We start from the raw sequence: 25,178 nt of genomic DNA, 5'->3' as shown, positions 1-25,178 counted from the left end.
TCCTGCTCGACCCACAGCCCCTACTGTGGAGCCCATGGCCCAGATCACCCGCGCACCCCGGTCCAGCACGTGGCTGTGGATCCTGGTGGCCGCCGCGGTGCTCACCCAGACCGGGCTGAACCTCTTCCGCCCCATCACGTCCTACAAGCTGCTGGGCCTCGGTGCGGACCCCGTGGTCATCGGCCTCACCACCGCCGCCTACGCCCTGCTGCCCCTGGTCACCGCCGTGTGGCTGGGGCGGATGTCCGACCGGATTCCGCAGCTGCGTCTGCTGATCCTCGCCGGGGTGGGTTTCCTGGCGCTGGCCGGGGTGGGGCTCGCGCTCGCGAACTCCGTGTGGCTGATCTTCGCGGCCAGCGCGGTGCTGGGCATGGGGCACCTGTGCTTCACGATCGGCGGGCAGACCGCGATTGCCCGCTACGCCGCGGACCGGGACCTGGACAAGGGCTTCGGGTGGTTCACCGCCGCGTTCTCTGCGGGCCAGATGATCGGTCCGGCACTCGGCGGGTGGATCGTGGGCCACGGCTCGGACGTTGCCTCCCCCGAGCGCCTCGCCGCCGTGAACGAGAGCCTGTGGATCGGCGTGCTCGTCACGGTGCTCGCCGCCCCGCTGCTGGCCTTCCGCCTGGGCCCGGCATCGCAGCGTCCCAGCGAGAACGCGATCCCTGACGACGCCGCTGCAGCGGGCCCCGAGCCGCACGCCGACGAGCGCCCCGACGTCCTGCGCATCCTCCGTGCCCCGGGGGTCATGTCCAACATGGTGGCGTCCCTGTCCCTGCTGGCGATGATCGACATCCTCACCGCGTTCCTTCCCCTGGTGGGTGAGGAGGCGGGGGTGGCCCCCTCCGTGGTGGGCGTGCTCCTGGGGGTCCGGGGGCTGGCGTCGATCGCCTCGCGCCTGCTGCTGCCGCTGCTGTCCGGGAGGTTCTCCCGCCGCGCGCTGCTGATCGCGAGCCTGCTGGCCTCCGGGCTGGCGCTGATCGTCCCCCCGCTGTTCCTGGACAGCTTCTGGTGGGCCGCCCTGTTCCTCGCCGTGGGCGGGTTCTTCCTGGGGCTGGGCCAGCCGCTGACCATGACCCTGATCTCCACCGCCGTTCCGGGCACGTGGCGCGGCTCGGCGCTCGCGGTGCGGCTCATGGGCAATCGGCTGGGACAGGTGGTCCTCCCCGTGGCCGCCGGCGCGGTGGCCGCCCCGTTCGGTCCGGGTGGTGCCATCTGGCTCACGTGCGCGCTGCTCGTGGCCAGCGGCGTGGAGAAAGCGGTGCGGCGGCCGCAGTAGGAGCGGGGCGGCGTCGTCGTCGTCCGAAACCTTCGCCGAGCGAGGGAGGCACAGAGCTCGAGGCGGCGGGCAGGCCAGAGGGCACCCGCACCGCCGGCCTGTGCCACGGGCAGTCGGTGCGCCGCCCCGCCGTTGCCACTGGCCAGGTGCACGCCGCGACGCGAGATGCGCGTCACACCCGGCACGTAGCATGGCCTCACGATCACCGGCGGGGCCACGTCCCGCTCCGACGCGCCACGGGAGGCTCCCTCATGACCCAGCAGCACGGCTCCGACTTCCTGGACGCGTTCGCGCAGATGTCCCGCAACGGCGGGCTGGACTCCGGTGGCGTGGAGCGGCAGGCGGCCACCGAGGCGGATGGGCTGAACCGGCAGTGGTTCGCGGGCTGGCTCACCGCCCGCGGCGCCACGGTGCACTACGACGCCGTCGGCAACCAGTTCGGCCTGTTCGAGCACACTCCCGGTGCGCCCTACGTGCTGGTGGGCTCGCACATGGACTCGCAGCCGCGGGCCGGGCGGTTCGACGGCGCGTACGGCGTGCTCGCCGGAGCGCACGCGTGCGCGGAACTGTTCCGTGCGGCATCGTCCGGGGAGGTGGAACTGAGCCGGAACCTGTGCGTCGTGAACTGGTTCAACGAGGAGGGCTGCCGCTTCAAGCCCTCGATGATGGGCAGCTCCGTGTACACGGGCAAGCGGGACCTGGAGGAGACGCTCGAGGTCCGGGACACCGCCGGGGTGAGCGTGCGCGAGGCGCTGGACGCCCTCGGCCAGCGCGGTGAGGACAGCATCCCGGAGGCCACCGCCTACGTGGAGCTGCACATCCAGCAGGGCAAGTCCATGGAGGAGGACGGCTTCACCATCGGCCTGGTGGAGGCCACGTGGGGCGTGCGCAAGTACGAGTTCCTGGTGCTGGGGGAACAGGCGCACACCGGGTCCACGCTCATCGAGGACCGCAGGGATGCGCTGCTCGGGGCGTCGCTGCTGATCGCCTCGGCGCGGAAAGTGGCACTGGAGCACGATGTCATCACGTCCTGCGGGGAGCTGCTGATCGAGCCCAATTCCCCGGTGGCCGTGGCCCGCGAGGCCCGGCTCGTGATCGACCTCCGCAGCCCGGACGCCGAGCGCCTGACCGCCGCGGACGAGCACTTCGCCCGGGAGGTGGAGGAGGCTGCCCGCGCCGCGAACGTGGAGATCCAGACCGTGAACCGTCACGCGTGGGACGTGCTGGAGTACGCCCCGGAGGGCCTGGCGCTCGCCCAGGAGGTCGTGACGGAGCTGGGCCTGCCGCACACCCGGATCATGACGCTTGCGGGTCACGACTCCACCAACGTGAAGGACGTGCTGCCCACCGTGATGCTGTTCGTGCCCTCCCACAAGGGCATCACGCACAACGAGTACGAGTTCACCTCGGACGAGGACATGCTCGCGGGGCTGGAGATGCTCACCGCCACCCTGTGGCGGGTGGCGCAGGGGGAGCTGGGCTGAGCCGGCGCTCACGATGAGGCGAAGGGACGGGGATCGGGCGCGAGCGGCGTCGTCGCCCCCCGCAATTCCAGGCGGGTGCCGGCAGGTGTGGCCCCGGTCATAGAGTGGGGGGAAACCCCGATCCGAGGAGGACCCCGTGACCGATCCCCTGCCCCTGGACGGCGTGCTCGTCGCCGACTTCTCGCGCGTGCTCGCCGGGCCGCTGTGCACCATGACGCTCGCGGACCTCGGCGCGCGCGTGATCAAGGTGGAGCGCCCCGGCAGCGGGGACGACACCCGGCACTGGGGCCCGCCGTTCTCCGAGACCGGTCCCACGTACTACGAGTCCGTGAACCGCAACAAGGAGTCCGTGTGCCTGGACCTGCGGGAGGACGAGGGCCGCGAGCTCGCGCGTGAACTCGCCCTGCGTGCGGACGTGGTGGTGGAGAACTTCAAGCCCGGCGGGATGGCCAAGCTGGGGCTCGGCTACGACGAGATCTCCGCGGAGAACCCCGGCGTGGTCTTCGTGTCCATCTCCGGCTTCGGCACGGCGGGCGGTGCGCACCTGGCCGGCTACGACTTCCTGGTGCAGGCCGTGGGCGGGCTCATGAGCATCACCGGCCGCGCGGACGGCGAGCCCACCAAGGCCGGCGTCGCGCTCGTGGACGTGCTCACCGCCAAGGACGCCACGATCGGCACGCTCGCCGCGCTCGAACAACGACGCCGCACGGGCCGCGGCGCGCACATCGACGTCAGTCTGCTGTCCAGCCTGCAGGGCGCGCTGGTGAACCAGGGTCAGGCGTACCTGGGGGCCGGGAAGGTGCCGCAGCGGATGGGCAACGACCACCCGTCGATCGTCCCGTACCAGCTGCTGCAGTGCGCTGATGCGCCCCTGGCCGTGACGGTGGGCAACGACCGCCAGTTCCGGAAGTTCACCGAGGTGCTCGGCATCCCGGAGACCGCCGAGGACGAGCGATACGCCGAGAACGGCGCCCGCGTGGAGCACCGTGACGAGCTCACTGCACTCCTCGAGGAGGCCCTCGCCACGAGGACCGCATCCGAGTGGCAGGAGGCCCTGACCGAGGTGGGGGTGCCCGCGGGCAAGGTGGGCGGCATCGACGAGGGCGTGGCGCTCGCTGAAGAGCTCGGCCTGGAACCCACCGTGGACGTGCAGGACCGCACGGGGGAGACCGTGGGCCGCCAGTTCCGCCACCCGGCGCAGTGGACCCCGCCGCTGGCGTCTCCCACGGTGGCTCCGCCGCAGCTGGGGGAGGACACGGAGACGGTGGTGCAGTGGCTGCGGGAACCCCGGGACCGGCAGATGTGAGAAATCAGGCTCCGCACCCGGCTACGCGTAGTGTGTCCGCAGTCATACAGTGGACCCATGAGTGAACTGAATCCCGTGGACGTCATGGACCTGGTGAGCTTCGACTCCCTGCTGTCCGAAGAAGAGATCGCGCTGCGCGCAACGGTGCGCGAGTTCGTGGACACCGCCATCAAGCCGAACATCGCCGAGTGGTACGACAACGCCGTCTTCCCTCTCGAGATCGTGCCGGAGATGGCCAAGCTGGGCCTGCTGGGCATGCACCTCAAGGGCTACGGCTGCGCGGGCCGCTCCGCCGTGGAGTACGGCCTGGCCGGTGCGGAGCTGGAGGCCGGGGACTCGGGACTGCGCACGTTCGTGTCCGTGCAGGGCTCGCTGGCCATGAGCGCCATCTACAAGTGGGGCTCCGAGGAGCAGAAGCAGCAGTGGCTGCCGCAGATGGCCGCCGGTGAGGCCATCGGCTGCTTCGGCCTGACCGAGCCCACCGCGGGCTCCGACCCCTCCTCCATGCAGACCTTCGCCCGCAAGGACGGCGAGGACTGGGTCATCAACGGCGCCAAGCGCTGGATTGGGCTGGCCAGCGTGGCCAAGGTGGCCGTGATCTGGGCGCAGACCGACGACGGGATCCGTGGCTTCGTGGTCCCCACCAACACCCCGGGCTTCAAGGCCACACCCATCACGGCCAAGCTGTCCATGCGTGCGTCCATCCAGTGCGACATCGAGCTCACGGACGTGCGCCTGCCCGCCTCCGCCATGCTGCCGGAGGCCAAGGGTCTGCGCGGTCCGTTCTCGTGCCTCAACGAGGCCCGCTACGGCATCATCTGGGGCGCGATGGGTGCCGCACGTGACTCCTTCGAGGCCGCGCTCGCCTACTCCCAGGAGCGCATGCAGTTCGACCGCCCGCTCTCCGGCTACCAGATGACGCAGCAGAAGCTGGTGAACATGGCGCTGGAGATCGACAAGGGCTTCCTGCTCGCCCTGCAGCTCGGACGGCTCAAGGACGCCGGAAAGCTGCAGAACCACCAGATCTCGGTGGGCAAGCTCAACAACTGTCGCGAGGCCATCAAGATCGCTCGCGAGGCCCGCACCGTCCTGGGCGGCAACGGCGTCACTCTGGACTACTCGCCGTTGCGCCACGCCAACAACCTGGAGTCCGTGCGCACCTACGAGGGCACGGACGAGGTGCACTCGCTCATCCTGGGACAGCAGCTCACGGGGGTGGGCGCGTTCCGCTGAACCGCCCATGCGCCGGACGTCCCCGCGCACGGACGCCCGGCGCTTTCCGCGCCCTGGACACCGCGGACGACGCCGCCCGCGGTGTCCGCGGTGTGACCCCACCGATCGATTCCCCACCGGACGAGCCCCGAGCCGAGAGACAAGGAGTGCTCCATGAGTGCTGCGACCGTGACCCTGAACCACCTCATCGACGGCCGGTGGGTGCCCGGCGAGGGGGATGTGTTCACCTCCGGCAACCCTGCTCGCCCGGACGAGACCGTGGCGGAGGGCGCCAGAGCCACGCCCGAGCAGGTCACCGCCGCCATGGCCGCGGCCCACTCAGCGCTGTCCCAGTGGTCCGTGGGGACCCCGATGGCGTCCCGCGGCGTGGTCCTCGCGAAGGCCGCCGCCCTGCTGCGGGAGCGCGCGCAGCAGCACGGTGAGGAGCTCGCCCGGGAGGAGGGCAAGACCCTGGCCGAGGGCGTGGGGGAGGTGACCCGCGCCGCGCAGATCCTCGACTACTTCGCGGACGAGGGCGAGCGCTGCGCAGGTGAGGTGTTCCACTCGCCGCGCGGAGGCGAGCGCATCCTGGTGACGCGCAAGCCCCTGGGTGTAGTGGGTGTGATCACCCCGTTCAACTTCCCGATCGCCATCCCCGCGTGGAAGATCGCGCCGGCACTGGTCTACGGCAACACCGTGGTGTGGAAGCCCGCGAGTGCTGTGCCCCTGCTGGCGGTGCGCCTCGCGCAGGCGCTGCACGATGCCGGGTTGCCCCACGGCGTGCTGAACCTGGTGATGGGCTCCGGCTCTCTGGGGGACACCCTGCTGGAGGACCCCCGCCTGGACGGACTGACCTTCACGGGCTCCACGGCAGTGGGCCGCGCCCTGTGCGGGCGTGCCGCCGAGCGCGGGATCCCCGTGCAGGCGGATATGGGCGGCAAGAACGCGTCCGTGGTGCTCGCGGACGCGGACGTGGAGCTGGCCACCGAGCAGGTGCTGTTCGGGGCGTTCCGCTCCACGGGTCAGAAGTGCACGGCCACCTCCCGCCTGATCGTGGAGGAGCCCGTGGCCGAGCGCGTCCTGGACCGGCTCCGGGAACGGCTGGAGCAGTGGACCGTGGGCGACCCCACGGACCCGTCCGTGCACATGGGCCCGCTCGTGAGCGCCGCCGCGGCCCAGGACGTGCGGGACGGCGTGGATGCCGCACTCTCCACGGGTGCGTGGGAGACCTACCGCGGGACATCCCCCGAGGGTGACGCGTTCGTGCCCGCCACCATCGTGGAGGTCCCCGCCGACGACGCCGGGCTGGGCAACGACGCCTGGCGCGAGGAGTTCTTCGGCCCCGTCCTCACCGTGGTCCGGGCGCGGGACGCCGCGCACGCCTTCGAGCTCGCGAACGACAGCGAGTTCGGGCTGTCCTGCGCCCTGTTCACGGACAGCACCGAGCGCATCCTTGAGGCCATGGACGTGATCGACGTGGGCATCCTGCACGTCAACTCGGAGTCCGCCGGTGCGGATCCGCACGTTCCCTTCGGTGGCGCCAAGAAGTCCGGCTACGGCCCCAAGGAGCAGGGTGCGGCAGCCAAGGAGTTCTTCACGCACACCACCACGGTGTACCTGCGGGGCGCGCAGACCTGATCCGTCCGCGGTCGTCCGCGACCGGGGGGGCAGGTTTCACGGCGGGCGGCGGATCGCCACGGGGGTGAGGGCTGAGGTGGTCAGGCGACCGGCAGTCCCGTCCGTTCTGCGGCCTCACGCCACCTCGTGGTTCTCGCCGTCGGTCTCGGCGCGTGGCCCGGCCCGTTCACCTCAGGAGCGTGCGCGCGAGCAGTGGCGCGCCGAGCATCGGTTCGCGCTCCAGGAGGGTCACCGTGATCCCGCGGTCCTCCAGGAACCCGGCGAGTCCCCGGCCCACCATACTGCCCGCGAGTCCTCCGCCCACCACCGTGGGCAGCTGCTGCCCCAGTGTGGCCGCGGCCGTGAGCACAAGCCCCGAGAGGTGGGCGGCGGCGTCGGCCACCAGGACGCGCGCGGCCGGGTCCCCGCGCTCCGCCAGCTCGCACACGGGGCGCGCGAGGCCTGCCCAGCGTGTGCGTTCGGGGTGCTCGTGGAAGGCCGCGATGAGATCCGTGGGGGTCTCGGCTCCCACGTGGTTCAGCACCGCCCGCGCCAGGTCTCCGTGGGTGCGTGCCCCGTTGGCGACGTCGCTCGTGCCGGCGCGCTGCGCCTCCGCCAGTACACGGCGCACGGCTTCCCGGCCGATCCAGTACCCGCTGCCCTCGTCGCCCAGCAGGTACCCCCAGCCGCCCGCTCGGGCCTCCCGGCCGGTGGCGTCCACGCCCCAGGCCACGGACCCGGTGCCAGCGATCAGTGCGATCCCGGCGGTGAGACCGCCCGCGGCGAGGATCAGGCGGGTGTCGTGCACGGCCCGGACCGGTGTGGCCGGGTCCAACGAACCGGCCGAGCGCAGGAGATCGGCCAGTACGGCGGCGTCGTGCGGGGAGTCCACGCCCCCGGCGCCCGCTATCACCGGGGTGCCGGGTGGGGCAGCCAGTTCGGTCAGGACGCACCGCAGGGCGTTGTGGGCCGCCCCACGGCTGACGTTCTGCACGTTCGCGCTGCCCGAGCGAGCCGTGCGGAGCGGCTCGTTCCCGTGGAACAGGGCGCCGCGCGTGTGGGAGCCGCCGATGTCGAGGCCCACGAGGAACCCGGCCGTGGTGCCCGCGTCATCGGGGCTCGCGTGCTCGGCTCCGGCGACGCCCGGGAAGCCGGCCCCGCCTGGGCCCGTGAGGCCGCTGCCGGGGGCCCGCCCCGAGGGCTCTGCGCTCACCGCCGTGGCCGGGTCAGTTCGCGACCTGGACCTCGCCCATCTCCTCCCAGCCGTCGCCGTCGATCTGGCGGGAGATGATGCGCGGGGTCTTGACCAGGTACTGCGGGAACTGCTCGGTCATCTTCCGGAAGTGCTCCGAGTTCACGTGGGCCTCGGCGGCGTCCTCCTCGAAGGCCTCCACCAGCACGTACTCGTGGGGGTTGTCCAGGCTGCGGGACCACTCGAACCACTTGTTGCCGGGCTCCTGGCGGGTGGCCTCCGTGAACTCGGCCACCAGCTCGGGCCAGCGCCCCACGTACTCGTCCTTGGCCTCGAACTTGACCACGATGAAGATCACTGCGCTGCTCCTCCGGTTGTCTGCTGGGGTGGTGCATCCGGATCCAGCATAGGACGCCGTGCCGACGTCATGGGCCCTCTCAGAGGCCCGCCGCTACCAGCCGGCGATCACCGGAGATCTGGGCGAGCCGATACCGGCAGAAGGGCTCCACCCGGTGGATGTGCCTTCGGGGCAGCGGAAGTGAGGTGCGCTGAGCGGGCCGGGCATGCGAAAGGCCCCCGCGATCATCGCGAGGGCCTTCCGGTTGAAAGGTTGCGGGTGCGGAGCTCAGCTCAGCCCGTCCTTGAGGTTCTTGCCAGCGTCCTTGACGTTCTCCACGGACTGCTTGGCGCCACCGGATGCCTTGTCCGCAGCTCCTTCGGCCTGCAGATCGCGGTTGTCCGTGGCGTCGCCCAGCTTCTCCTTGGCAGAGCCAGAAGCCTTCTCCGCAGCATTGCTGATCTTGTCACCGAGTCCCATAGACACTTCCTTCCGTGGAGCGAACAGGTGCTCACAATGTAGTCCCGCGCCGAATCGATGGGAAGACACGGACGGGGATTTCTTCTCCGGCGAACTCCACTCCGGACGCGGCCGTCACGGGCGGACGCTCACTGGTAGGAGACGAACCACGGCTTCGGGTCCAGCGCGTAGGTCTGCTGGGGCGTGTACATGGGGGTGTCCTCGTCGTAGAAGTTCTTCCACGCCATGCGGATGCCCTCGGGCAGGCCCTCTTGGAGCGCGTTCCACGTGCCGGTCTTCAGGTCCGGGGTCCCGTGCCCATCCGCGTGCAGCACGAACGCGAGTTCGGGGTGCTTGGTGTTGATCGCCTCGCGGTTCTGGATCATGGACATGGAGAACTGGTGCAGGATCAGCGACTTCTGGGGCAGCTGGTTGTCCCTGGTGAGCTGGGCCAGCCACTCCGACGTCTTGTTGATCTCCGAGGCCTCCACCGAGCCGATCTGCTGCAGGGGCAGCTGACCCGGGGCCAGTCGCCACTCCGCGTCCAGCGCGAGGCCCACGTTGGGGCGCTTGAGCAGCTCCTCGTACTGCTTGGCCTGCGTGAGGAAGTCCGCCTGGCCCGGCTGCAGGTCCAGGACCACGTAGACGTCGTTCTTCTCCGCGGCCTCCACGTACGGCATGAGCTGCTCCACCGTTGACTCGGTGGAGTAGTTGCCGTCCGGGCCCGGTTCCGAGGACGCCGTGGTGGCGATGATCTCGAACGCGGGGATGACCTTCTCCTCGCTGTAGGGCTCGTAGCTCTTGGCGAGCTCCTTCACGCGGGTCACGGACGCCTCGGGCCCCTGCTCGCCCAGGGCCCCGAGCCCAGGGGTGCCCGGGTGTCCGTACAGGGCCACGTAGCGGCGGTCCGGGAACATGGTGGTGCCTCCGCCGATCAGCTCCGCCGGTTCCTCGGGGGTCGGGGTGGCGTTGGGCTGCTCGGACTGCGACGCCGCCGACTCCCCGGATGTGTCTCCGCTCTGTGCCTCACCCCCTGAGCTGCAGCCCACGAGCAGGAACGAGGCGCAGAGAATGGCGAGAACGGTGGAGCGGCGGGAGCGCATGACGCGAGAACCTCTATCCAAGTGGGGGGGGGTGTCCCTATGTTCCGAGTCAAGCCGCGAGAGCGGTTGGCTCGGGGGTTGGGGTGGGTGGTTGGTAGTAGGTGCCGTTGCGGAGCATCGCGAAGATGACGTTGCAACGACGACGGGCCAGGCAGATCACGGCGGCGTTGTGTCGTTTACCTTCGGCTCGTTTGCGATCGTAGTAGGCCTTCGAGATCGGGTCGCGATTCGAGGCGATCCACGCGGAGTAGAACAGTGCGTTCTTCAATCGTTTGTTGCCCGAACGGGCGGGGAACTCACCACGGATCGACGTCCCTGATCGTCGTGTGACCGGGGCGATGCCCGCATACGCGGCCAGGTGGCCCGCGGTCTCGAACCCGGTGCCATCACCGATCGCGAGGAGGATCTGGGCGGCGGTCTTGATGCCGATCCCCGGCATGCTCATCAAGACCGAGGCGAGAGGGAAGTCCTCCAGCATGGCCTCGACTTCGTGGGCGACCGTTTCCCGTTGCGCTTTCAACTCCCTGACCTGCCCGGCCACCCTGGGGATCACGAGCTCGACCGCCGCGGTCGCCGGCACTGTCACGGTCTGCTCGCCCAGCGCCGTGAAGATCTTCTCGACCAGCGCTGAGGGATCGCGGCGAGAATGGGAACGAGCGAACCTCAGAACCCGTCCCCGCCCAGCGGAGGTGAACCCGGTGGGGCCTCCGAACTTCTCTAGCAGCTCCAGCACGAGGTCGGTGGAGAGGGTCCCGCCGGGGAAGACACGTTCTAGTGCGGGGTGGATCTGGGTGAGCAGCGAACGGATCCGGTTCAACGCCCTGGTGGTCTCGTGGGCGAGGTCCTCGTCGAACCCGGCGAGGACTTTCAGCGCGGAGAGGACCTCGTTGTCATGGTCGACCTGCCGCAGCGTGTGGGGCATGGTGCGGGCGGTGTCGGCGATGATGAACGCGTCTCTGGCGTCGGTCTTCGATCTTCCCGGATACAGGTCTGCTGCCTTTCGCATAGCCAGCCCGGGAAGATAAGCCACAGCGCAGCCGGTGTCTCTGGCCACCGCGATCGGCAACGCCCCGATGGTGTTGGGCTGGTCCACGACCATCAGCACCTCACCACGCTCCTGCAAGCTGGTGAACAACTCACGCAGCTGGGTCTCGTCCTGCGGGAGGGGTTTGTCGAACAGTCTGTGCCCGGTCGCATCCAGCGCGCACCCGTGGTGGGCGGTCTTGCCCACATCCAGGCCGATGATCACCGCGAAACGGTTCTCCATGATGAGCCTCCTTGGCACACCATCGCTGGTCGCAGTCTTGACACCCGATGCCGGCACCCACGTTACGAAGAGACCTCGCCACCACGGCGGCGGGCCGTGTCCCTATCAGCGGTCAACGCGTGTCTCTCGACCGGGCGGCAACACCCCCCGGACCATCAATGGCAGGGCAACAAAGCCATACCCGGCCGAGCGACCAGACCCCCGACCATCGGAGGCACTCACAAGGTAACGGGCAACCGAAAACATCGCATCTCTCAGCACGCTGCGGATGCGGGATGCCTTCACCCTATGTCCTCCCGGGGTGGCTCGTGGGAGGATGACGACACCATTGTTAACGCACGAGGTGTCCATGAGCCATCATCCCGGTCCCCCGCCGCACGACCCGGCTGACGGCGCCGGCCCAGAACCGCCGGTCACCGCGTACGAGCCCGTCGATCACGACTGCCGGGAGGACGTCCGGGGTGCCGGCGGCCCCGTCGGAGGGGGCACGGACCACACGGGCAACGGGGACCCCCAGGGCTACGGGGAGACCCCCGCCACGGCACCCCGTTCACGCAACGGCGTGTCGCCGTGGGTGGTCATCGTCCTGGTGGGCGTGGGTGCACTCATCGGTCTCGCAGTGCTCGTGGGGCTGATCTACCTCCTAGTGGCCTCTCTGGACAGCTCACCGGGGGACGAGCCCGCACCTGTCGCCACTTCCGAGGGAGCGGCGGAGCCGACACGGGGCGGCGAGCGCACGAGCCCCGGCCCGGCGTCGTCGTCATCCGGGCGAGAGTCGTCGCGCCCGGCGGTGTCGACGAGCGCGCCGTCGTCGAGCGCGGCTGGCACTCAGGCGCTGACGGCCCCGAGCGGAAAACCCCTGGTGCACGAGAGCGGGACGTTCGAGGAGCTCACGCTGGAGCAGAGGGAGGAGAACGCCGTAACTCTCCCCGCCGGAAACGAGCCGCTGCTCGTGGTGTGGAGTGCTGCGGGTGGAGGGGACGGCGGTTCCCTGTTTCTCACCGGGGCGGAGCGTCCCGGAGGGCAGTCGTCGGTGACCCTGGGCTCCGTGGGTCCGGGTCAGACGGGGACGGCACTGGTCAACGCCTCGAGCACCAAGCGCCACACCGCCGTGCTCTACCCGGAGGGCAACTCCGGGATGGCGTGGGACGTGAAGGTCTACCCGCTGTCCGCGCTTCCCGAGGTTGAACGAGGCAAAACCGTGACCGGGGAGGGCCCCGGGGTCTTCCGGCTGCCGCAGGGGCCGGCCCGCACGCACTCCCTGGAGGTGACCGCGGAGCACGACGTCCCCGCGGTGGCCGTCTACGACGCCGACGACCTCGGGCTCTCCACCGCGTTCGAGTACGGGACGTCCCCCGTGACGCTGGACGTCGAGGTCGGCGGCGGTGAGCAGGTGGTGGTGGTCGAGTCGAAGGAGAAGTGGAGCTTCCGGCCCGCCGGGTGAGGGCCGCGCACGGGCCCGCAACTGGTCCCGCGGGGTCGTGCATTAGCGGAGCAAACGCAGCCCGGAGGCCGAAATTCTGCACTGACGGAGCAAATGCACGACGCTCCGCAGGGCTTGGGGTGCTGGGGCGCCAGGGTGCTGAGCCGTTGCCGGTGCGGCGGGCGACGCCGCCGGGTCAGCCCCGCGGGCGCAGGACGGTGTTCGGCAGCTCCGGTGCGGGCAGCGGGCCCGGCTGGTCGGGTGGGAAGGTCCCGAACTGCGGGAAGGGACGCCCGTCCCGGTACCCGGTGCCCCGCAGCTCGTCGAGCTCCGCCCCGCCCACAGGGCCCCCGGTGCGGTCCGGGGCCAGCGGTGAGTCGGGGCCCGGCGCCGCGAAGCCCATCTCCTCCATGTACGCGCGCCGCCACGCGGCGATCTCCTCGTGGGAGCGGCCCACGAAGTTCCACCACATCACGATCTGCTCGTTGAGGGGCGCCCCGCCGATGAGCAGGACCGTGGCGGCGTCGTCGCCCGTGGTGAGGGGCAGGCGGGAGCGGCCCGTGCCCGCGAACCCGATGCCGTGCCGGGGGATCTCCACGCCGTCCAGGGAGAGCGGAGCGTCCACGCGCAGCACGCCGTGCTCGTGCTCGGGTGGTACGTCGACCTCCACGGTGGTGCGCGGTTCGATCCGTAGCTCCGCGCCCGTGAGCGGGATGCGCGTGGCCACGGGGGACTCCGCCCCCAGCAGGGAGCCGAGGAACACGCGGGCCCGGTACCCCGGCCCCGCCAGGAGCTCGGGGCGGTGGGTGTCCAGGCTCGGCTCCCCGAAGCGGAACTCGTCCGGGAACGCGTACCAGAGCTGCACGCCGTGGAGCACGCTGGTGTCCCGGGTGGAGAACTCGGAGTGGGTGATCCCGCGTCCGGCGTTCATCAGGTCCACCTCTCCGGGGCGGACGGTGGCCCAGTTCCCGGCGGAGTCCACGTGGTCGATGCGGCCCTCGAACAGCCAGGACACGGTGGCCAGGCCCGTGTGGGGGTGGCGTGGGACCTTCATCCCACCGGTGGCCGCCACGTGGTCCGGGCCGTAGGAGTCCAGGAAGCACCAGGCGCCGATCAGCGACCGGCCCTTCTGCGGCAGGGTGCGCCGCACGGTCATCCCGCGCGGGCCGCCCAGGGGCACGTCACGGGGCTCCAGGATCTCCACGGGCCCGTTCTCCCCGTCCGCCACGACGACGCCGCTGCGCAGCCCGCCGCGCGCCGGCGGGGGTCCCGGGCGGCACACGGTGGGCTGCGGGTCCTTCTCGGGGTTGCTCACCGCTCGCCTCCGGCCCGGTCCTGCTGCGTGCCGGGGTTCCCGGAGGTGGGCTGGTCGTGCCGGTCGACAGGGACCGCCGGGGCGGTCGCGGTCGGGTCCGGTGGCGAGGAGGCGCGGTCCTCGCCGGTCCCGCGCTGGGCCACCCACTGCTGGAACACGGCCGAGTCCTGCTCGCCCAGGCCGGCATCCACGAGGCGCTGGGCGGCGTCGCGCAGTGGCCCGCCCAGCACGGAGGCGGTGCCGGTGGCGCGGGCGGCGTCGAGGTAGGCGGAGACGTCCTTGTGGACGAAGGCCGCGCGGGCGGAAACCGAGTAGTCGTGGGCCACGAGCTTGGGGGTCTTGTCCGCCATGACCACGGACCCGGCGTAGCCGCCCTGCATCAGCTCCAGCAGCTCGGCCAGGTCCAGGCCCGCGCGCTCGGCCACCACGGACGCCTCCGCGAGGGCCACGATCTGCGCGGCGCAGATCAGCTGGTTGCACGCCTTGGCCACTTGCCCCGCGCCGAGCGGCCCCAGGTGCACGGGCCGCCCGCAGGCCGCCAGCACGTCCATCACCGGGGTCACCTCGTCCGAGGCTCCGCCCACCATGATGGACAGCTCGCCCCGCACGGCGCCCGCTTCGCCCCCGGACACGGGCGCGTCCACGAGCGCGAGGTCCGGGTGCTCGCGGTGCCAGCGGGCGACGTCGTCCGGGGACACGGTGGAGCCGATCACGATGACGCCGCCGCCGCTCTCGCGGTCCCGCTCTGCCGCGCCGTCCGCGAGGTGCGGCAGCAGCGCGTCGATCTCCGGGGCGCCCGGGACCATGAGGAGCACGACGTCCGCCTGGCTCGCCATGTGGCGGGGATCGTCCACGGGGCGGGCACCGTCCGCCTTGCGCAGGGAGTGCCGCAGGACCATGACGTCGTGGCCGGCGTCGACCAGGTGCCCGGTCATGGGGGTGCCCATGGCGCCCAGGCCGATGACGCCAACGGTGCGGGGGATGGTGGTCATGGTGACTCCTGGGTTCGGGGTGCAGGGGTGTTCCATTGTGGCCCGTGGTGCGGTGGAGGGGTAGATGCGTTGGCGCACTAAATGAAAACGGTTCTCATGTAGTGGTACGGTTCCGCCATGCACACACCACGAGACCCCGGTCCCACTGCCCGCCGATCCACCACCGCCTCCGCCGCGCGGCGCAACGTGCCGCTGCCCCTGGCGGTGACCTGCCTGGGGGTGACCGCGCTGCTGCTGAGCGGGTGCGCGCAGGGTGGCGGGGCGGCGTCGTCGTCCTCGGCGAGCCCCAGCGAGAAGGCGACGCCGGCGGCGAAGGAGGTCTCGCACCTGGCCCCGCGTGCGGTGCTCGCGTACGAGGGCGGGCTGCTCACGGTGGACACCGAGTCCGGGGAGGTGGTGGAGGACGTCGCGGAGGACGGGTTCCTGCGGCTCAACGACGCGGGAGACGGGCGGCACGTGATGGTGTCGGACGGGGACGAGTTCAAGGCCTTCGACACCGGGCTGGAGGCCAAGGCGCACGGCGACCACCACCACTACTACGAGTCGGCGCCCGCGCTGACCGGCCGCACGTTCGCCGCTCCCCACGCGGGGCACGTGGTGGTGCACGACGGGAAGACCACCCTGTTCGGGGACGGCGACGGGTCCATCCAGACCTTCGCATCCGAGGCGCTCAAGGAGAAGGGCGAGCCCTCGGTGGAGAAGCGGGCGACGAAGGCACCGCACCACGGCGTGGCGCTGGAGCTCTCCGACGGCACCCTGTTCACCACGCAGGGCACCGAGGACGAGCGGCACACCGCGCAGGTGCTCGCACCGGACGGTTCCGTCAGAGCGGAGACCACCGACTGCCCCGGTGTGCACGGGGAGGCCGCGGCGGCGCCCGGCAAGCGCACGGACACCGTCATGGTCGGCTGCGAGAGCGGGCCCGTGGTGTACCGGGACGGAGCGTTCCACAAGGTGCCCGTGAAGGACGCCTACGCGCGCTCCGGGAACCTGGCGGGCTCGGAGGCGTCCCCGATCGTGCTCGGCGACTACAAGGTGGACAAGGACGCGGAGCACGAGCACCCCACCCGGGTGACGCTGTTCGACACCCGCAACGACTCGCACCAGCTCGTGGACCTGGGCTCCTCCTACTGGTTCCGTTCCCTGGCCCGCGGACCCCACGGCGAGGGACTCGTGCTGACGTACGACGGCACGCTCGCCGTGATCGCGCCGAACACCGGGAAGATCACGAAACGGATCCCCGTGATCTCGCCGTGGCAGGAGAAGGACGACTGGCAGCAGGCCGGGCCCGCGGTCAAGGTGGCCGGGGACAAGGCGTACGTCACGGACGCGGAGCACCGGAAGCTGCACGTGGTGGACCTGGGTGCCGGCACCGTGGCCAAGAGCATCGACCTGCCGCAGACCCCGGTGGAGCTGGCTGTGACCACGGGCAAGCCCCACGGTGCGGGGGCTGCCTCCAGCGAGGGTCACGACCACGGCACCGAGGGGCACCACGGGGAGGCGTCGCACGGCCACTGAGCCGCGCGGCCACTGGGTCGCAGGGGTGCGGTGGCTGGCCGCGGCCTCGGGGCGGCTCGGTCCGGCTGGGCGCCATGGCTGAGGTCGGCGCAGAACACGGCGACGCCGCCGGGCAGGGTCCCGGCGGCGTCGCGGCTGTGCGGGTGGAGGAGTCGTCAGGGCTGGTAGGACCACTCCCAGCCCTGCGCGCTCGGGTCCCCGCCGAGCAGCTCGGGCAGGATGATCGAGCCCTTCTCCGTGGGAACGTCGAAGACGAGTGTTCCCGAGGCCTTTTCACCGGCGTTGATGTCAGTGGGGATGGCGGAGCCCTCGGGCATGCAGCCGTATCCGTTGCCGATGATGTCGTTGCCCTGCATCGTCTTGCCTGTGGGGTCCACCATGCGGAAACCACCCTGGCGTGTGCTCACCGTCTTGTAGAGGTTCGGGTACTTGTTGATCTCGCCATAGGGGGCAACCTCAACGGACACGTCCATGACGACGAAGTGACCGTTGGCGGGCTGCTGAACGTACGACCCCGTGCACACGGGATCCACCTTGATCGAGTTCACTTTCCACGTGGCCAGCTGCTTCCCCTCGGGGGACTTCTCGATGGCCACCGCACCGGGCTTCATGGGGATCGTGCCCCGGTCGGTGAGCTCATTCGAGTCAGAGCTGCTGGTCAGCTCCGTGGTGGAGGACAGGAGACCCCCTGCCACAGGAGGGGCTTGGCTCGAGGAGGCCGCTGGGTCTGCCGTCGGCGACTCGATGTCAACCGTCTCCTCGGTTGGAGAACTGGCCGCGGGTTCCTCGTCGGATCCGGCCAGGGTTCCGATTCCGAAGGTCAGGGTGAGGAGCAGGACCGCACCCAGGGCGCCAAGGATCCAGGGCCAAACCCGCTTCTTGGGCTCTGGTGCCTGAGGCTGCGTCGACGGATAGTCGGGGTAGGACATGGGGGGGCTCCAGGGGGGGGAGGTCGAGCAAGCATGATTTCTCATGGAAAGCTACCGGAGCGCTCGCCCCGCCACGTGCGGTGACGCTTCATGACCTCCGGTTCATGACTGCTGAGGGCCCTGGCGCATCTGCTCGTCCGCCTCCTCTGCCCCCGCCCGCTGCTAATGAATCGGTGCGCGTCTTGCAGAACACGGCGACGCCGCCGGGAGGGGATCCCGGCGGCGTCACCCTTCAGCGCTGGTGGCGCGCTCAGTCCGCCGTGGAGCGGAACGCCCCGTGCGGGTGCGCCAGCTGGTCATCGGCTGGAACGGGTCCGATGGCGTCCCACAGCTCCACCCAGCGGCCGTCCTCGATGCGCCACAACTCGCAAAAGAAGTGCCGCTCGCCGCCGATGGACCCCTCGGAGAACGTCAGCACGAAGTTCCCGTCCGCCACCGTGCGGTGCAGGGTGTCGTACGTCAGGGGTGTGCCGTCCTCCTTGAGCTGTTTGAGGAAGTCGACCATGTTCTGCACGCCATCGGGAATGTCCGCCGAGTGCTGGATGAAGGTGTCGTCCTCGCGCGTGAACCGCCCCGCGGCGTCGTAGTCCTGGCCCTGCAGGAACGTGGTCCACGCAGAGGTGACGAACCGCCGGTTCGCCTCCGTGTCCGCCGTGGCGTCCACCTCGGTGGCCCCGTCCAGCTGGGTGTGCCCCGAGGCGTTGGGCTCGGTCTCGGTGACGAGTCCGTCCCAGTGCTCCACGATCTTCCCGTTCGCCACGCGGTAGATGTCGAACCCCACGTACAGCTCCTCCGGGTCGAGACCCGGGTAGGAGCCGTGCAGGGCCACCAGTCCGGCGGCGTCGTCCACCAGGACTCGCACGACGTCGTGCCGCAGCCCCTCCCCTGCTCCGGACACCAGCTCTCGCAGCCCGTCCTTGCCGTTCTCCACCAGCGGGGAGTGCTCCACGTAGTCCTCGGAGAAGTGCCGGTCCAGGGAGCTCAGGTCGTGCTCGGTGAACAGCTCGCGGTCCGCCGTGAGGACGAGATCTCGAATATCGCTCATGATGTGCTCCGTTCGTGTCCGTGGTTCCCGATCAGTCCAGCGAGCTCATGACGTGCTTGACGCGCGTGTACTCCTCAACGGCGTACTTGGAGAGGTCCTTGCCGTAGCCGGAGTGCTTGAACCCGCCGTGGGGCATCTCCGCGACCAGCGGGATGTGGGTGTTGATCCACACGCAGCCGTAGTCCAGGTCCCGGGACATCCGCAGCGCCCGTCCGTGGTCCTTGGTCCACACCGAGGACGCCAACCCGTACTCCACGCCGTTGGCCATCTCCACGGCCTGCTCCTCATCCGTGAAGCTCTGGACGGTGAGCACCGGTCCGAAGATCTCGTTCTGGATCGCTTCGTCGTCCTGGCGCAGGTCTGCGATGACCGTGGGCTCGAAGAAGAAGCCGTCACCCTCGGCGCGCTTGCCGCCGGTGGTCACCCGGGCGTGCTCGGGGAGGCGCTGGATGAAGCCGCTGACCTGCTCCATCTGCCGTTCGTTGTTCAGCGGACCGTAGAGGATGTCCTCCTTCTCCGGTGAGCCGAACGCGGTGGCCTTCGCGGCCTCGGTGAGCTTGGTGAGGAACTCCTCCTTGACGGACTCCGCCACCATGATGCGGGTGGAGGCGGTGCAGTCCTGACCGGCGTTGAAGAGGCCGGCCTCGGCAAGGGTGCTCGCGGCGGCGTCGAGATCCGCGTCTTCGAAGACCACGCACGGCGCCTTGCCGCCCAGCTCGAGGTGGGCGCGGGTGAGGTTCTTGGCCGCCGCCGCGGCCACGGCCAGCCCGGCGCGCACGGAACCCGTGATGGAGACGAGACCCGCCGCGGGGTGGGACACGACCATCTCGCCGGTCTTCGCGTTGCCGAGCACCACGTTGAAGGTGCCCTCGGGCAGGAACTCGGAGGCGATCTCGGCGAACAGCAGGGCGGACTCCGGGGTGGTGTCCGAGGGCTTGAGCACAACGGTGTTGCCGGCCGCCAGAGCGGGCCCCACCTTCCAGATGGCCATCATCAGCGGGTAGTTCCACGGGGTCACCTGACCCACCACACCGATCGGTTCACGGCGGATCACCGAGTTGAAGCCTTCCATGTACTCGCCGCTGGCCAGGCCCTCCATGAGCCGGGCCGCTCCGGCGAAGAACCGGATCTGGTCCGCACCCACCTCTACCTCTTCGCTCTGGATGAGGTACTTGGGCTGACCGGTGTTGCGGGACTGGGCCTCCACAAGGTCGGCGCCGCGGGCCTCCACCGCATCGGCGATGCGCAGCAGTGCCAGCTGACGGGCGCTCGGCGTCATCCGCCCCCAGGTTTTCGACGCCGCCCGGGCCGCCTCGTACGCTGCCGTGACGTCCTCGGCGGTGGAGTTGGGCGACTGGCCGGTGACCTGTCCCGTGGCCGGGTTCACGAGGTCGAAGGTCTCGGACGAGGCGGATGCCACGTAGGAATTGTTGATGAAGTTCTTGAGCATGGGAACTCACCCTCCGTTCGCAACGGTGCCTGCGGGGTGCGCAGGCGAGACCCCACTCCATTGTGAGGCCCCTCACAGAGCGTATCGGAAGCACTGCGGCTGGCGCCCGGAGGTGTGGGGCGTGTGGGCCGGAGTACCGTGGATCCATGCCCACCAATGATCCCGCCAGTGTGCGCCTGGACGTGTGGCTGTGGTCCGTCCGGCTGTTCAAGACCCGTTCCTCCGCCACACAGGGGTGCCGTGCCGGCCACGTCCGGCTCAACGGCGCCCCCGTGAAAGCCTCCCAACCGGTGCGCGTGGGGGACAGGGTGAGCGTGAAGCGCCCGGGGTGGCAGCAGGAGTTCGAGGTCACCCGGTTGATCGTCAAGCGCGTGGGCGCCCCGGTGGCCGCGAAGTGCTACGTGGACCACTCACCGCCGCGTCCCGCGGAGCTCAGCGTGCCCGTGGCCCGCCGGGACCGTGGCGCGGGGCGGCCCACCAAGAAGGACCGACGGGAGCTGGAGCGGCTGCGGGGTCTGAACTAGACGCGGTGCGGAGAGCGCCGAACTTCGGTGCGGACTCCTTCCACACCTCGCAGGCCGCAGGGTGACCGGCCACCGGGAACAGCCGGAGACCAGCACCCGGAGACGCACGCACGGAACCCGACCGTGCGGCGTCGTCCCCCGGCCTCAGCTCGGCCAGCGCAGCTCCGTGGACGGCTGCGCGGGGCCGGGCCCGAACCAGCCCTGCCACCCGCCGTGCGTGAGCAGGGTGCGGGTGCGGCGGTCGAGCAGGGCGAGGTAGAGAGTGAAGGCCACGGCGATCACGAACGCCACCTGGGACACGCTCACCCGCAGGTCGATGAAAGGCCACACGGAGAGCTGGTCCTGCGCGCCGAAGACCACGAAGAACGTGATCACGATGTAGATGCTGCGGATCTGCCAGTTGTCCTTGATGCCGGTGGCGGCCAGGAAGGGCAGGAACCACAGGATGTACCAGGGCTGGATGATGGGGGAGAGCAGCACCACGGCCGCGAAGGCAATGCTCATGCGGCGCACAATCTTCCGGTCCCCGCCCACGAACATGAGCACCAGCACGATGATGATCGCGCTGCCCTGGAGCAGGCGGCGGAACTGCTGGGCCAGCTGGTCGCCGTGCAGGCCCAGTGCGTTGCCCAGCTGCTCCACCTGCTGTCCCAGGAACCCGGAGGGTGAGTAGCCGGTGTAGCCGGGGGTGGGGTCCAGCAGCGCCCAGGTCCAGCCGAGCCCCAGGCCGTCCACCAGCCCACTGACCGCCAGCACACCGAAGCTGAGGGATGCCGTGGCCGCCCAGATCAGGAAGCGGCGCGGCCAGGAGGCGCCCTTGCCCGCCCACAGCAGCCCGACGAACGGCAGCAGCAGGATGGTGATGGGTTTGATGCCGATGGACCCCGTCACCAGAAGTATTCCGATGATCGGATGTTTCGTGGCCGCGAAGTACACGCCGGCCACGGCGAGCCCCACCATGAGGGCGTCGTTGTGGGCGCTGGCCACGAAGCTGATGAGGAACAGCGGGTTGGCCACGGAGATCCACAGGGCGCGGGCGCCGTTGACGTTGTGCAGCCGGGCGAGCTTGGGCACGTAGACCACGCACAGCGCCACGCCCGCGCAGGCCACCAGCCGGAACAGCATGACGGCGAGGTCCGGCTGCGCGTCGGTGATCTTGACCACCGCGGCGGCGATCCACAGGAAGTAGGGCCCGTAGGGGGTGCGGGCCTCGGCCCACTCGGGGTCCGCGCCCAGCATGAACCAGTTGTCCAGGGAGGAGATGCCCTCCGTGTACGGGTCCTGGCCGGCCAGCATGAGCCGTCCCTGACCGATGTACGCATAGACGTCACGGGAGTAGATGGGCACGGCGAAAAACAGGGGAAGCGACCACGCCACGATGGCCGTGGTCACGGTGCGCTGGGAGCCCGGGGGCCAGCCCCGCAGGCGCTGGCCGAGCCGCAGCCAGGAACGGATGAGCAGCATGGCGCCCAGGGTCAGCAGGGCCGTGCACGCGTAGACCCCCCACGCGTTCACGCGCAGCTCGATGATCAGGGGGTGGCGGACCATGGGTGAGCCGTTGGCGATCCACCCGGTTCCCAGAGAGCCCAGGAACATCATGACCGAGCCGATCACGCCCTGGATCACGGCCACCCGGGCGTGCAGCTCGATGGTGGCGGTCGATCCGGTGTGCGGTCCCGCGGGCGGGGCGGCAGAAGCTGACGCGGTCATGGACTCCAACCCCCTCGGCCTACCAGCGGTGGGCGAGCCGAGGTGTTCAGCGGCTCCGCCCCTCGACTTTACAGGACGGCCTCCCCGCTCCCCGGCAATCTTCCGGGGGATTCGGTGGGGCGGGGGAACCGTTCCCCGGCGCGCCCCCATAGACTCTGAGGGCGGGGAGACACCACGCGTGCACCCAGGCCGCCGGAGCGCCCTCGGGCGACCGGCACCGGGCAGGCGCCACCCCGCCTGAACACCACACGTCACGCCGTCGGACAAGGACCCTTTCGTGCCCACTGAGAAATACTTCGCGGCCCTCACCCGGTTCCGCGATGCCGTGATCCCCCGGCGCTGGCAGCACGCGCTCATGACCCCCCGCGGTCTGCTGGTGGGGTTCCTGGTGGTGCACGTGGGCTTCCTGGTCTTCGCGCTGATCGTGTCCCTGCAGGGCAACGCCTTCAGCGACACCAACATCTACCGGGACTGGGCGGCCGCCGGCTTCGACGAGGCGAATCTGCCCTCCGGCCCGAGCCCGTGGGTGTACCCCGTGCTCGCGCAGATCCCCATGGCCATCGCCTACGCCTTCGGTCCCGGCCCGTTCTTCTTCCTGTGGGTCCTGATCATCTCGGTGCTGGACGCCCTGGCCATGGGAAAGCTCACGGACTGGGGTCGCAACCGCGCGGCCCTGCCCGCCGGCTGGTGGTGGCTCCTGTTCATCCTGCTCATGGGCTGGCTGGGCTTCGCCCGCGTGGACGGGCTCACCGCTCCGATCGTGCTGATCGGCCTGGTCTACGGCGTCTCCCGCCCCTTCGCGGCGTCCGCGGTGCTGAGCATCGCCACGTGGATCAAGGTCTGGCCGGCTGCGGTGGTGCTCGCCCTGCTGACCGCCGCACGACGCCGCGGCGCCGTCCTGCTCGCCGGCATCCTGGTGACGCTGGGCGCGGTGGGTGTGGCGGCGGCGTCGGGCTCGGTGGAGAAGATCGCGGACTTCGCCACGCAGCAGGGTGACCGCGGGATGCAGCTCGAGGCCACCTTCACCACGCCGTGGTTGTGGCTGTCCGTGCTGCACATCGGCGACTCCCACATGTACATGAACACGGACATCAACTCCATGCAGGTGGACGGCCCCGGCTCGGACGTGATGTCCAAGCTCATGCAGCCGTTGCTGCTGCTCGCGGCCCTCGCCGTGGTGTGGCTGATCCTGCGCGGGCTGCACCGCGGCGTGAACGCCGGCCGGCTGGACCGCACCGCCCTGTTCCTGGCGGGGTCCCTGACCATGGTCACCGCGTTCATCGTGTTCAACAAGGTGGGCTCGCCCCAGTTCATGGTGTGGCTGGGCCCCGTGATCGCGGTGGGCCTGGTGCACGACTGGCGCGTGTGGCGCACCCCGGCGGCGCTCGCCGTGCTGATCGGGATCGCCACGTTCCTGATCTACCCGCTCTTCTACACGGCCCTGAGCCACAACAACCCGTTCATGGCCGCGGTGCTCACCCTCCGCAACGCGCTGCTCGTGGTGCTCATGTGGTGGTCCGCGCGCCGGCTGTACCGCCTGGGCTCCGCTCCGAAGGAGGCGCCGGTTGCGTCCCCGCAGGGCTGAGGCCGACGCCGCGGGGTTCCGTTCCCGCGCGGGCGCGTGGCTGATGCGCCCGGCCGCGGTGTGGTGCGGCTTCGCCGTGGTGCACCTGTACTTCCTGGGCTGGATGGCCTCGTTCTTCCTGCACGGCTGGGCGTTCAGCGACACCGAGCAGTACCGCGAGTGGGCCATGGCGGGCTACAACGCCCCGGTCGAGGACTCCGTGAGCCCGTGGGTGTACCCCGTGCTGGCGCAGGTGTTCATCTTCCTGCCCAGGGTCATGGGGTACGACCTCTACCTCCTGGGCTGGACGCTCATGATCACCGCCCTCAACGCGGTGGCCATGTGGTTCCTGTTGCACCGCGCCCACCGTCCCGCGCGCGGCGAGCTGCCGGAGCTGGTGGGGGACGGCCCGGGCGGCGTCGTCCCTGCGGGGATCGGCGCGGGTGGCCCCCACGGCAGCTCCGCCGTGCAGAGCCGCCGGCGTGGCGCCGTGGTGGCCGGCTGGTGGTGGGTCGTCTTCACCGTGTTCATGGGCTACCTCAGCTTTGCGCGCGTGGAGGGCGTGGCGGCGCCCATCATGCTCGTGGGGCTGCTCTACGCGGTGCGCCACCCCGCGGTCGGCTCCGCGCTGCTGAGCGTGGCCACCTGGATCAAGGTGTGGCCCGCGGCCGCCATCCTGGCCATGGTGATCGCGCTGCGGCAGCGGGTGCGCGTGGTGCTGGCGGGTGTGGCCGTGACCGCAGCGGTGGTCGCGGGCGTGCTCGTGCTCGGGGGCATCGACAAGATCGCGGACTTCGCGCTGAACCAGGGCTCCCGCGGCATGCAGCTCGAGGCCACGTTCTCCACCCCGTGGGTGTGGGGAGCAGTGCTCGGCATCGACGGCTTCCGGATCGCGGACAACACCGCGATCAACTCCACCGAGGTCTACGGCCCGGGGGTGGAGACCATGGCCTCCCTCATGCAGCCACTGCTGCTCGTGGCGGTGGTGCTGTCCGCGGCTCTGCTGATCCGGGCGCTGCGGCGCGGTGCGGACCGCGGGCGGCTCGTCTACGCGGGCACCCTGCTGCTGACGCTCGTGCTGATCGTGTTCAACAAGGTGGGCTCCCCGCAGTTCATGGTCTGGCTGGCTCCCGTGATCATGGTGGGGCTGCTCCACGACCGCGTGCGGTGGCGCACCCCCGCGCTGCTGACCCTGGGGATCGCCGCCACCACGTTCGTGATCTACCCGCTGTTCTACACGCCACTGATCCACGCGAACCCGGTCATGGCCGCGGTGCTCACCACGCGCAACGCGCTGCTGGTGGCCCTGCTGGTGTGGACCGTACGCAGAATCTGGCAGCTGGGCAGCCGGGCGCGGGTGGATGCGCGGACCTGAGGAGTGCCCGCACCACGCTCGGATGCTCATCGTGTGCCCGGGGCAGGGCGGCCCAGGGCTCCTGCACCCACGACCGG

At 70.4% G+C, this 25,178-nt stretch carries 21 protein-coding genes; 10 read left to right on the top strand and 11 right to left on the bottom strand.

Features of this window, described 5'->3' with window-relative positions; translation table 11 throughout:
• Positions 1–34: 34 nt before the first annotated feature.
• The 5 genes from AABM36_RS01865 (at position 35) to AABM36_RS01845 (ending at position 6,919) form a co-directional block, all read left to right on the top strand.
• On the top strand, positions 35–1,279 hold the full coding sequence (locus tag AABM36_RS01865) for an MFS transporter (RefSeq protein ID WP_423446994.1): 1,245 nt from the start codon (positions 35–37) through the stop codon (positions 1,277–1,279).
• Between the two features lie 251 nt (positions 1,280–1,530).
• On the top strand, positions 1,531–2,763 hold the full coding sequence (locus tag AABM36_RS01860) for a M20 family metallo-hydrolase (RefSeq protein ID WP_423446992.1): 1,233 nt from the start codon (positions 1,531–1,533) through the stop codon (positions 2,761–2,763).
• A gap of 136 nt (positions 2,764–2,899) precedes the next feature.
• Positions 2,900–4,069: a CaiB/BaiF CoA transferase family protein gene (locus tag AABM36_RS01855; protein ID WP_423446990.1), complete on the top strand. Its 1,170-nt coding sequence runs from the start codon at positions 2,900–2,902 to the stop codon at positions 4,067–4,069.
• Between the two features lie 57 nt (positions 4,070–4,126).
• Positions 4,127–5,302, top strand: a complete 1,176-nt coding sequence (locus AABM36_RS01850; RefSeq protein WP_423446988.1) for an acyl-CoA dehydrogenase family protein — start codon at positions 4,127–4,129, stop codon at positions 5,300–5,302.
• A gap of 153 nt (positions 5,303–5,455) precedes the next feature.
• Complete coding sequence (locus AABM36_RS01845) at positions 5,456–6,919, top strand: aldehyde dehydrogenase family protein (protein WP_423446986.1); 1,464 nt, start codon at positions 5,456–5,458, stop codon at positions 6,917–6,919.
• 166 nt (positions 6,920–7,085) lie between these two features.
• Here the strand turns inward: AABM36_RS01845 and AABM36_RS01840 are convergent, their stop codons facing one another.
• From AABM36_RS01840 to AABM36_RS01820, 5 genes are all read right to left on the bottom strand, one after another.
• Positions 7,086–8,111: an N-acetylglucosamine kinase gene (locus AABM36_RS01840; RefSeq protein WP_423446984.1), complete on the bottom strand. Its 1,026-nt coding sequence runs from the start codon at positions 8,109–8,111 to the stop codon at positions 7,086–7,088.
• Positions 8,112–8,124: 13 nt separating this feature from the next.
• The gene (locus AABM36_RS01835) at positions 8,125–8,448 is read right to left on the bottom strand and encodes a putative quinol monooxygenase (protein WP_423446982.1); all 324 of its coding nucleotides are present in this window, start codon (positions 8,446–8,448) and stop codon (positions 8,125–8,127) included.
• A 267-nt stretch (positions 8,449–8,715) separates the two neighbouring features.
• Complete coding sequence (locus tag AABM36_RS01830) at positions 8,716–8,907, bottom strand: CsbD family protein (protein WP_019309710.1); 192 nt, start codon at positions 8,905–8,907, stop codon at positions 8,716–8,718.
• Between the two features lie 128 nt (positions 8,908–9,035).
• Positions 9,036–9,989: a hypothetical protein gene (locus AABM36_RS01825; protein ID WP_423446980.1), complete on the bottom strand. Its 954-nt coding sequence runs from the start codon at positions 9,987–9,989 to the stop codon at positions 9,036–9,038.
• 49 nt (positions 9,990–10,038) lie between these two features.
• Positions 10,039–11,256 (bottom strand): IS110 family transposase, encoded by a 1,218-nt coding sequence (locus AABM36_RS01820; RefSeq protein WP_290147500.1) that lies wholly within the window; start codon positions 11,254–11,256, stop codon positions 10,039–10,041.
• A 349-nt stretch (positions 11,257–11,605) separates the two neighbouring features.
• On the opposite strand from AABM36_RS01820, the gene AABM36_RS01815 reads away from it, so the two are divergent.
• Positions 11,606–12,700 (top strand): hypothetical protein, encoded by a 1,095-nt coding sequence (locus tag AABM36_RS01815; protein ID WP_423446979.1) that lies wholly within the window; start codon positions 11,606–11,608, stop codon positions 12,698–12,700.
• A gap of 175 nt (positions 12,701–12,875) precedes the next feature.
• On the opposite strand, the gene AABM36_RS01810 is transcribed toward AABM36_RS01815, so the two are convergent.
• Positions 12,876–13,994, bottom strand: coding sequence for a pirin family protein (locus AABM36_RS01810; protein WP_423446977.1), 1,119 nt, complete (start codon positions 13,992–13,994; stop codon positions 12,876–12,878).
• A complete protein-coding gene (locus AABM36_RS01805) occupies positions 13,991–14,986 on the bottom strand; it encodes an NAD(P)-dependent oxidoreductase (RefSeq protein WP_423446975.1) in 996 nt (331 codons plus the stop codon). The genes AABM36_RS01810 and AABM36_RS01805 overlap by 4 nt, the downstream gene beginning before the upstream one ends.
• Positions 14,987–15,103: 117 nt before the next feature.
• Between AABM36_RS01805 and AABM36_RS01800 the strand changes: the two genes are divergently transcribed.
• Entirely contained in the window at positions 15,104–16,504 is a 1,401-nt protein-coding gene (locus tag AABM36_RS01800) for a hypothetical protein (protein ID WP_423446973.1), read from the top strand.
• Positions 16,505–16,659: 155 nt separating this feature from the next.
• On the opposite strand, the gene AABM36_RS01795 is transcribed toward AABM36_RS01800, so the two are convergent.
• The 3 genes from AABM36_RS01795 to AABM36_RS01785 all read right to left on the bottom strand — a co-directional run bounded on the left by AABM36_RS01795 (position 16,660) and on the right by AABM36_RS01785 (position 19,928).
• Positions 16,660–17,199, bottom strand: a complete 540-nt coding sequence (locus AABM36_RS01795) for a hypothetical protein (protein WP_423446971.1) — start codon at positions 17,197–17,199, stop codon at positions 16,660–16,662.
• 484 nt (positions 17,200–17,683) lie between these two features.
• Complete coding sequence (locus AABM36_RS01790) at positions 17,684–18,478, bottom strand: nuclear transport factor 2 family protein (protein ID WP_423446969.1); 795 nt, start codon at positions 18,476–18,478, stop codon at positions 17,684–17,686.
• 31 nt (positions 18,479–18,509) lie between these two features.
• Positions 18,510–19,928, bottom strand: a complete 1,419-nt coding sequence (locus AABM36_RS01785; protein WP_423446967.1) for a gamma-aminobutyraldehyde dehydrogenase — start codon at positions 19,926–19,928, stop codon at positions 18,510–18,512.
• A gap of 146 nt (positions 19,929–20,074) precedes the next feature.
• Between AABM36_RS01785 and AABM36_RS01780 the strand changes: the two genes are divergently transcribed.
• On the top strand, positions 20,075–20,452 hold the full coding sequence (locus AABM36_RS01780; protein ID WP_423446965.1) for an RNA-binding S4 domain-containing protein: 378 nt from the start codon (positions 20,075–20,077) through the stop codon (positions 20,450–20,452).
• Between the two features lie 144 nt (positions 20,453–20,596).
• Here the strand turns inward: AABM36_RS01780 and mptB are convergent, their stop codons facing one another.
• On the bottom strand, positions 20,597–22,162 hold the full coding sequence (mptB, locus tag AABM36_RS01775) for a polyprenol phosphomannose-dependent alpha 1,6 mannosyltransferase MptB (RefSeq protein ID WP_423446963.1): 1,566 nt from the start codon (positions 22,160–22,162) through the stop codon (positions 20,597–20,599).
• A 277-nt stretch (positions 22,163–22,439) separates the two neighbouring features.
• Here mptB and AABM36_RS01770 point away from each other — a divergent pair, with 277 nt between their 5' ends.
• Both AABM36_RS01770 and AABM36_RS01765 read left to right on the top strand, forming a co-directional pair.
• Positions 22,440–23,747 carry a glycosyltransferase 87 family protein gene (locus AABM36_RS01770; RefSeq protein WP_423446961.1) on the top strand — a complete coding sequence of 436 codons (1,308 nt, stop codon included), beginning with the start codon at positions 22,440–22,442 and terminating at the stop codon, positions 23,745–23,747.
• On the top strand, positions 23,728–25,101 hold the full coding sequence (locus AABM36_RS01765) for a hypothetical protein (RefSeq protein ID WP_423446959.1): 1,374 nt from the start codon (positions 23,728–23,730) through the stop codon (positions 25,099–25,101). Before AABM36_RS01770 ends, AABM36_RS01765 begins: the two co-directional genes overlap by 20 nt.
• Positions 25,102–25,178: the final 77 nt, after the last annotated feature.

Origin of the sequence: Kocuria sp. KSNUG (assembly GCF_049532735.1) — a bacterium.
Classification (GTDB): Bacteria; Actinomycetota; Actinomycetes; order Actinomycetales; family Micrococcaceae; genus Kocuria; species Kocuria rhizophila.
The sequence above is the reverse complement of the archived record's forward strand: the minus strand, read 5'-3'. Positions and strand labels throughout refer to the sequence as shown.

Excerpts from the sequence above, each read along its gene's own strand:
- AABM36_RS01865 (WP_423446994.1), top strand. The coding sequence starts at position 35 with ATGGCCCAGATCACCCGCGCACCCCGGTCCAGCACGTGGCTGTGGATC.
- AABM36_RS01860 (WP_423446992.1), top strand. The coding sequence starts at position 1,531 with ATGACCCAGCAGCACGGCTCCGACTTCCTGGACGCGTTCGCGCAGATG.
- AABM36_RS01850 (WP_423446988.1), top strand. The coding sequence starts at position 4,127 with ATGAGTGAACTGAATCCCGTGGACGTCATGGACCTGGTGAGCTTCGAC.
- AABM36_RS01845 (WP_423446986.1), top strand. The coding sequence starts at position 5,456 with ATGAGTGCTGCGACCGTGACCCTGAACCACCTCATCGACGGCCGGTGG.
- AABM36_RS01830 (WP_019309710.1), bottom strand. The coding sequence starts at position 8,907 with ATGGGACTCGGTGACAAGATCAGCAATGCTGCGGAGAAGGCTTCTGGC.
- AABM36_RS01825 (WP_423446980.1), bottom strand. The coding sequence starts at position 9,989 with ATGCGCTCCCGCCGCTCCACCGTTCTCGCCATTCTCTGCGCCTCGTTC.
- AABM36_RS01820 (WP_290147500.1), bottom strand. The coding sequence starts at position 11,256 with ATGGAGAACCGTTTCGCGGTGATCATCGGCCTGGATGTGGGCAAGACC.
- AABM36_RS01815 (WP_423446979.1), top strand. The coding sequence starts at position 11,606 with ATGAGCCATCATCCCGGTCCCCCGCCGCACGACCCGGCTGACGGCGCC.
- AABM36_RS01805 (WP_423446975.1), bottom strand. The coding sequence starts at position 14,986 with ATGACCACCATCCCCCGCACCGTTGGCGTCATCGGCCTGGGCGCCATG.
- AABM36_RS01800 (WP_423446973.1), top strand. The coding sequence starts at position 15,104 with ATGCACACACCACGAGACCCCGGTCCCACTGCCCGCCGATCCACCACC.
- AABM36_RS01790 (WP_423446969.1), bottom strand. The coding sequence starts at position 18,478 with ATGAGCGATATTCGAGATCTCGTCCTCACGGCGGACCGCGAGCTGTTC.
- AABM36_RS01785 (WP_423446967.1), bottom strand. The coding sequence starts at position 19,928 with ATGCTCAAGAACTTCATCAACAATTCCTACGTGGCATCCGCCTCGTCC.
- AABM36_RS01780 (WP_423446965.1), top strand. The coding sequence starts at position 20,075 with ATGCCCACCAATGATCCCGCCAGTGTGCGCCTGGACGTGTGGCTGTGG.
- mptB (WP_423446963.1), bottom strand. The coding sequence starts at position 22,162 with ATGACCGCGTCAGCTTCTGCCGCCCCGCCCGCGGGACCGCACACCGGA.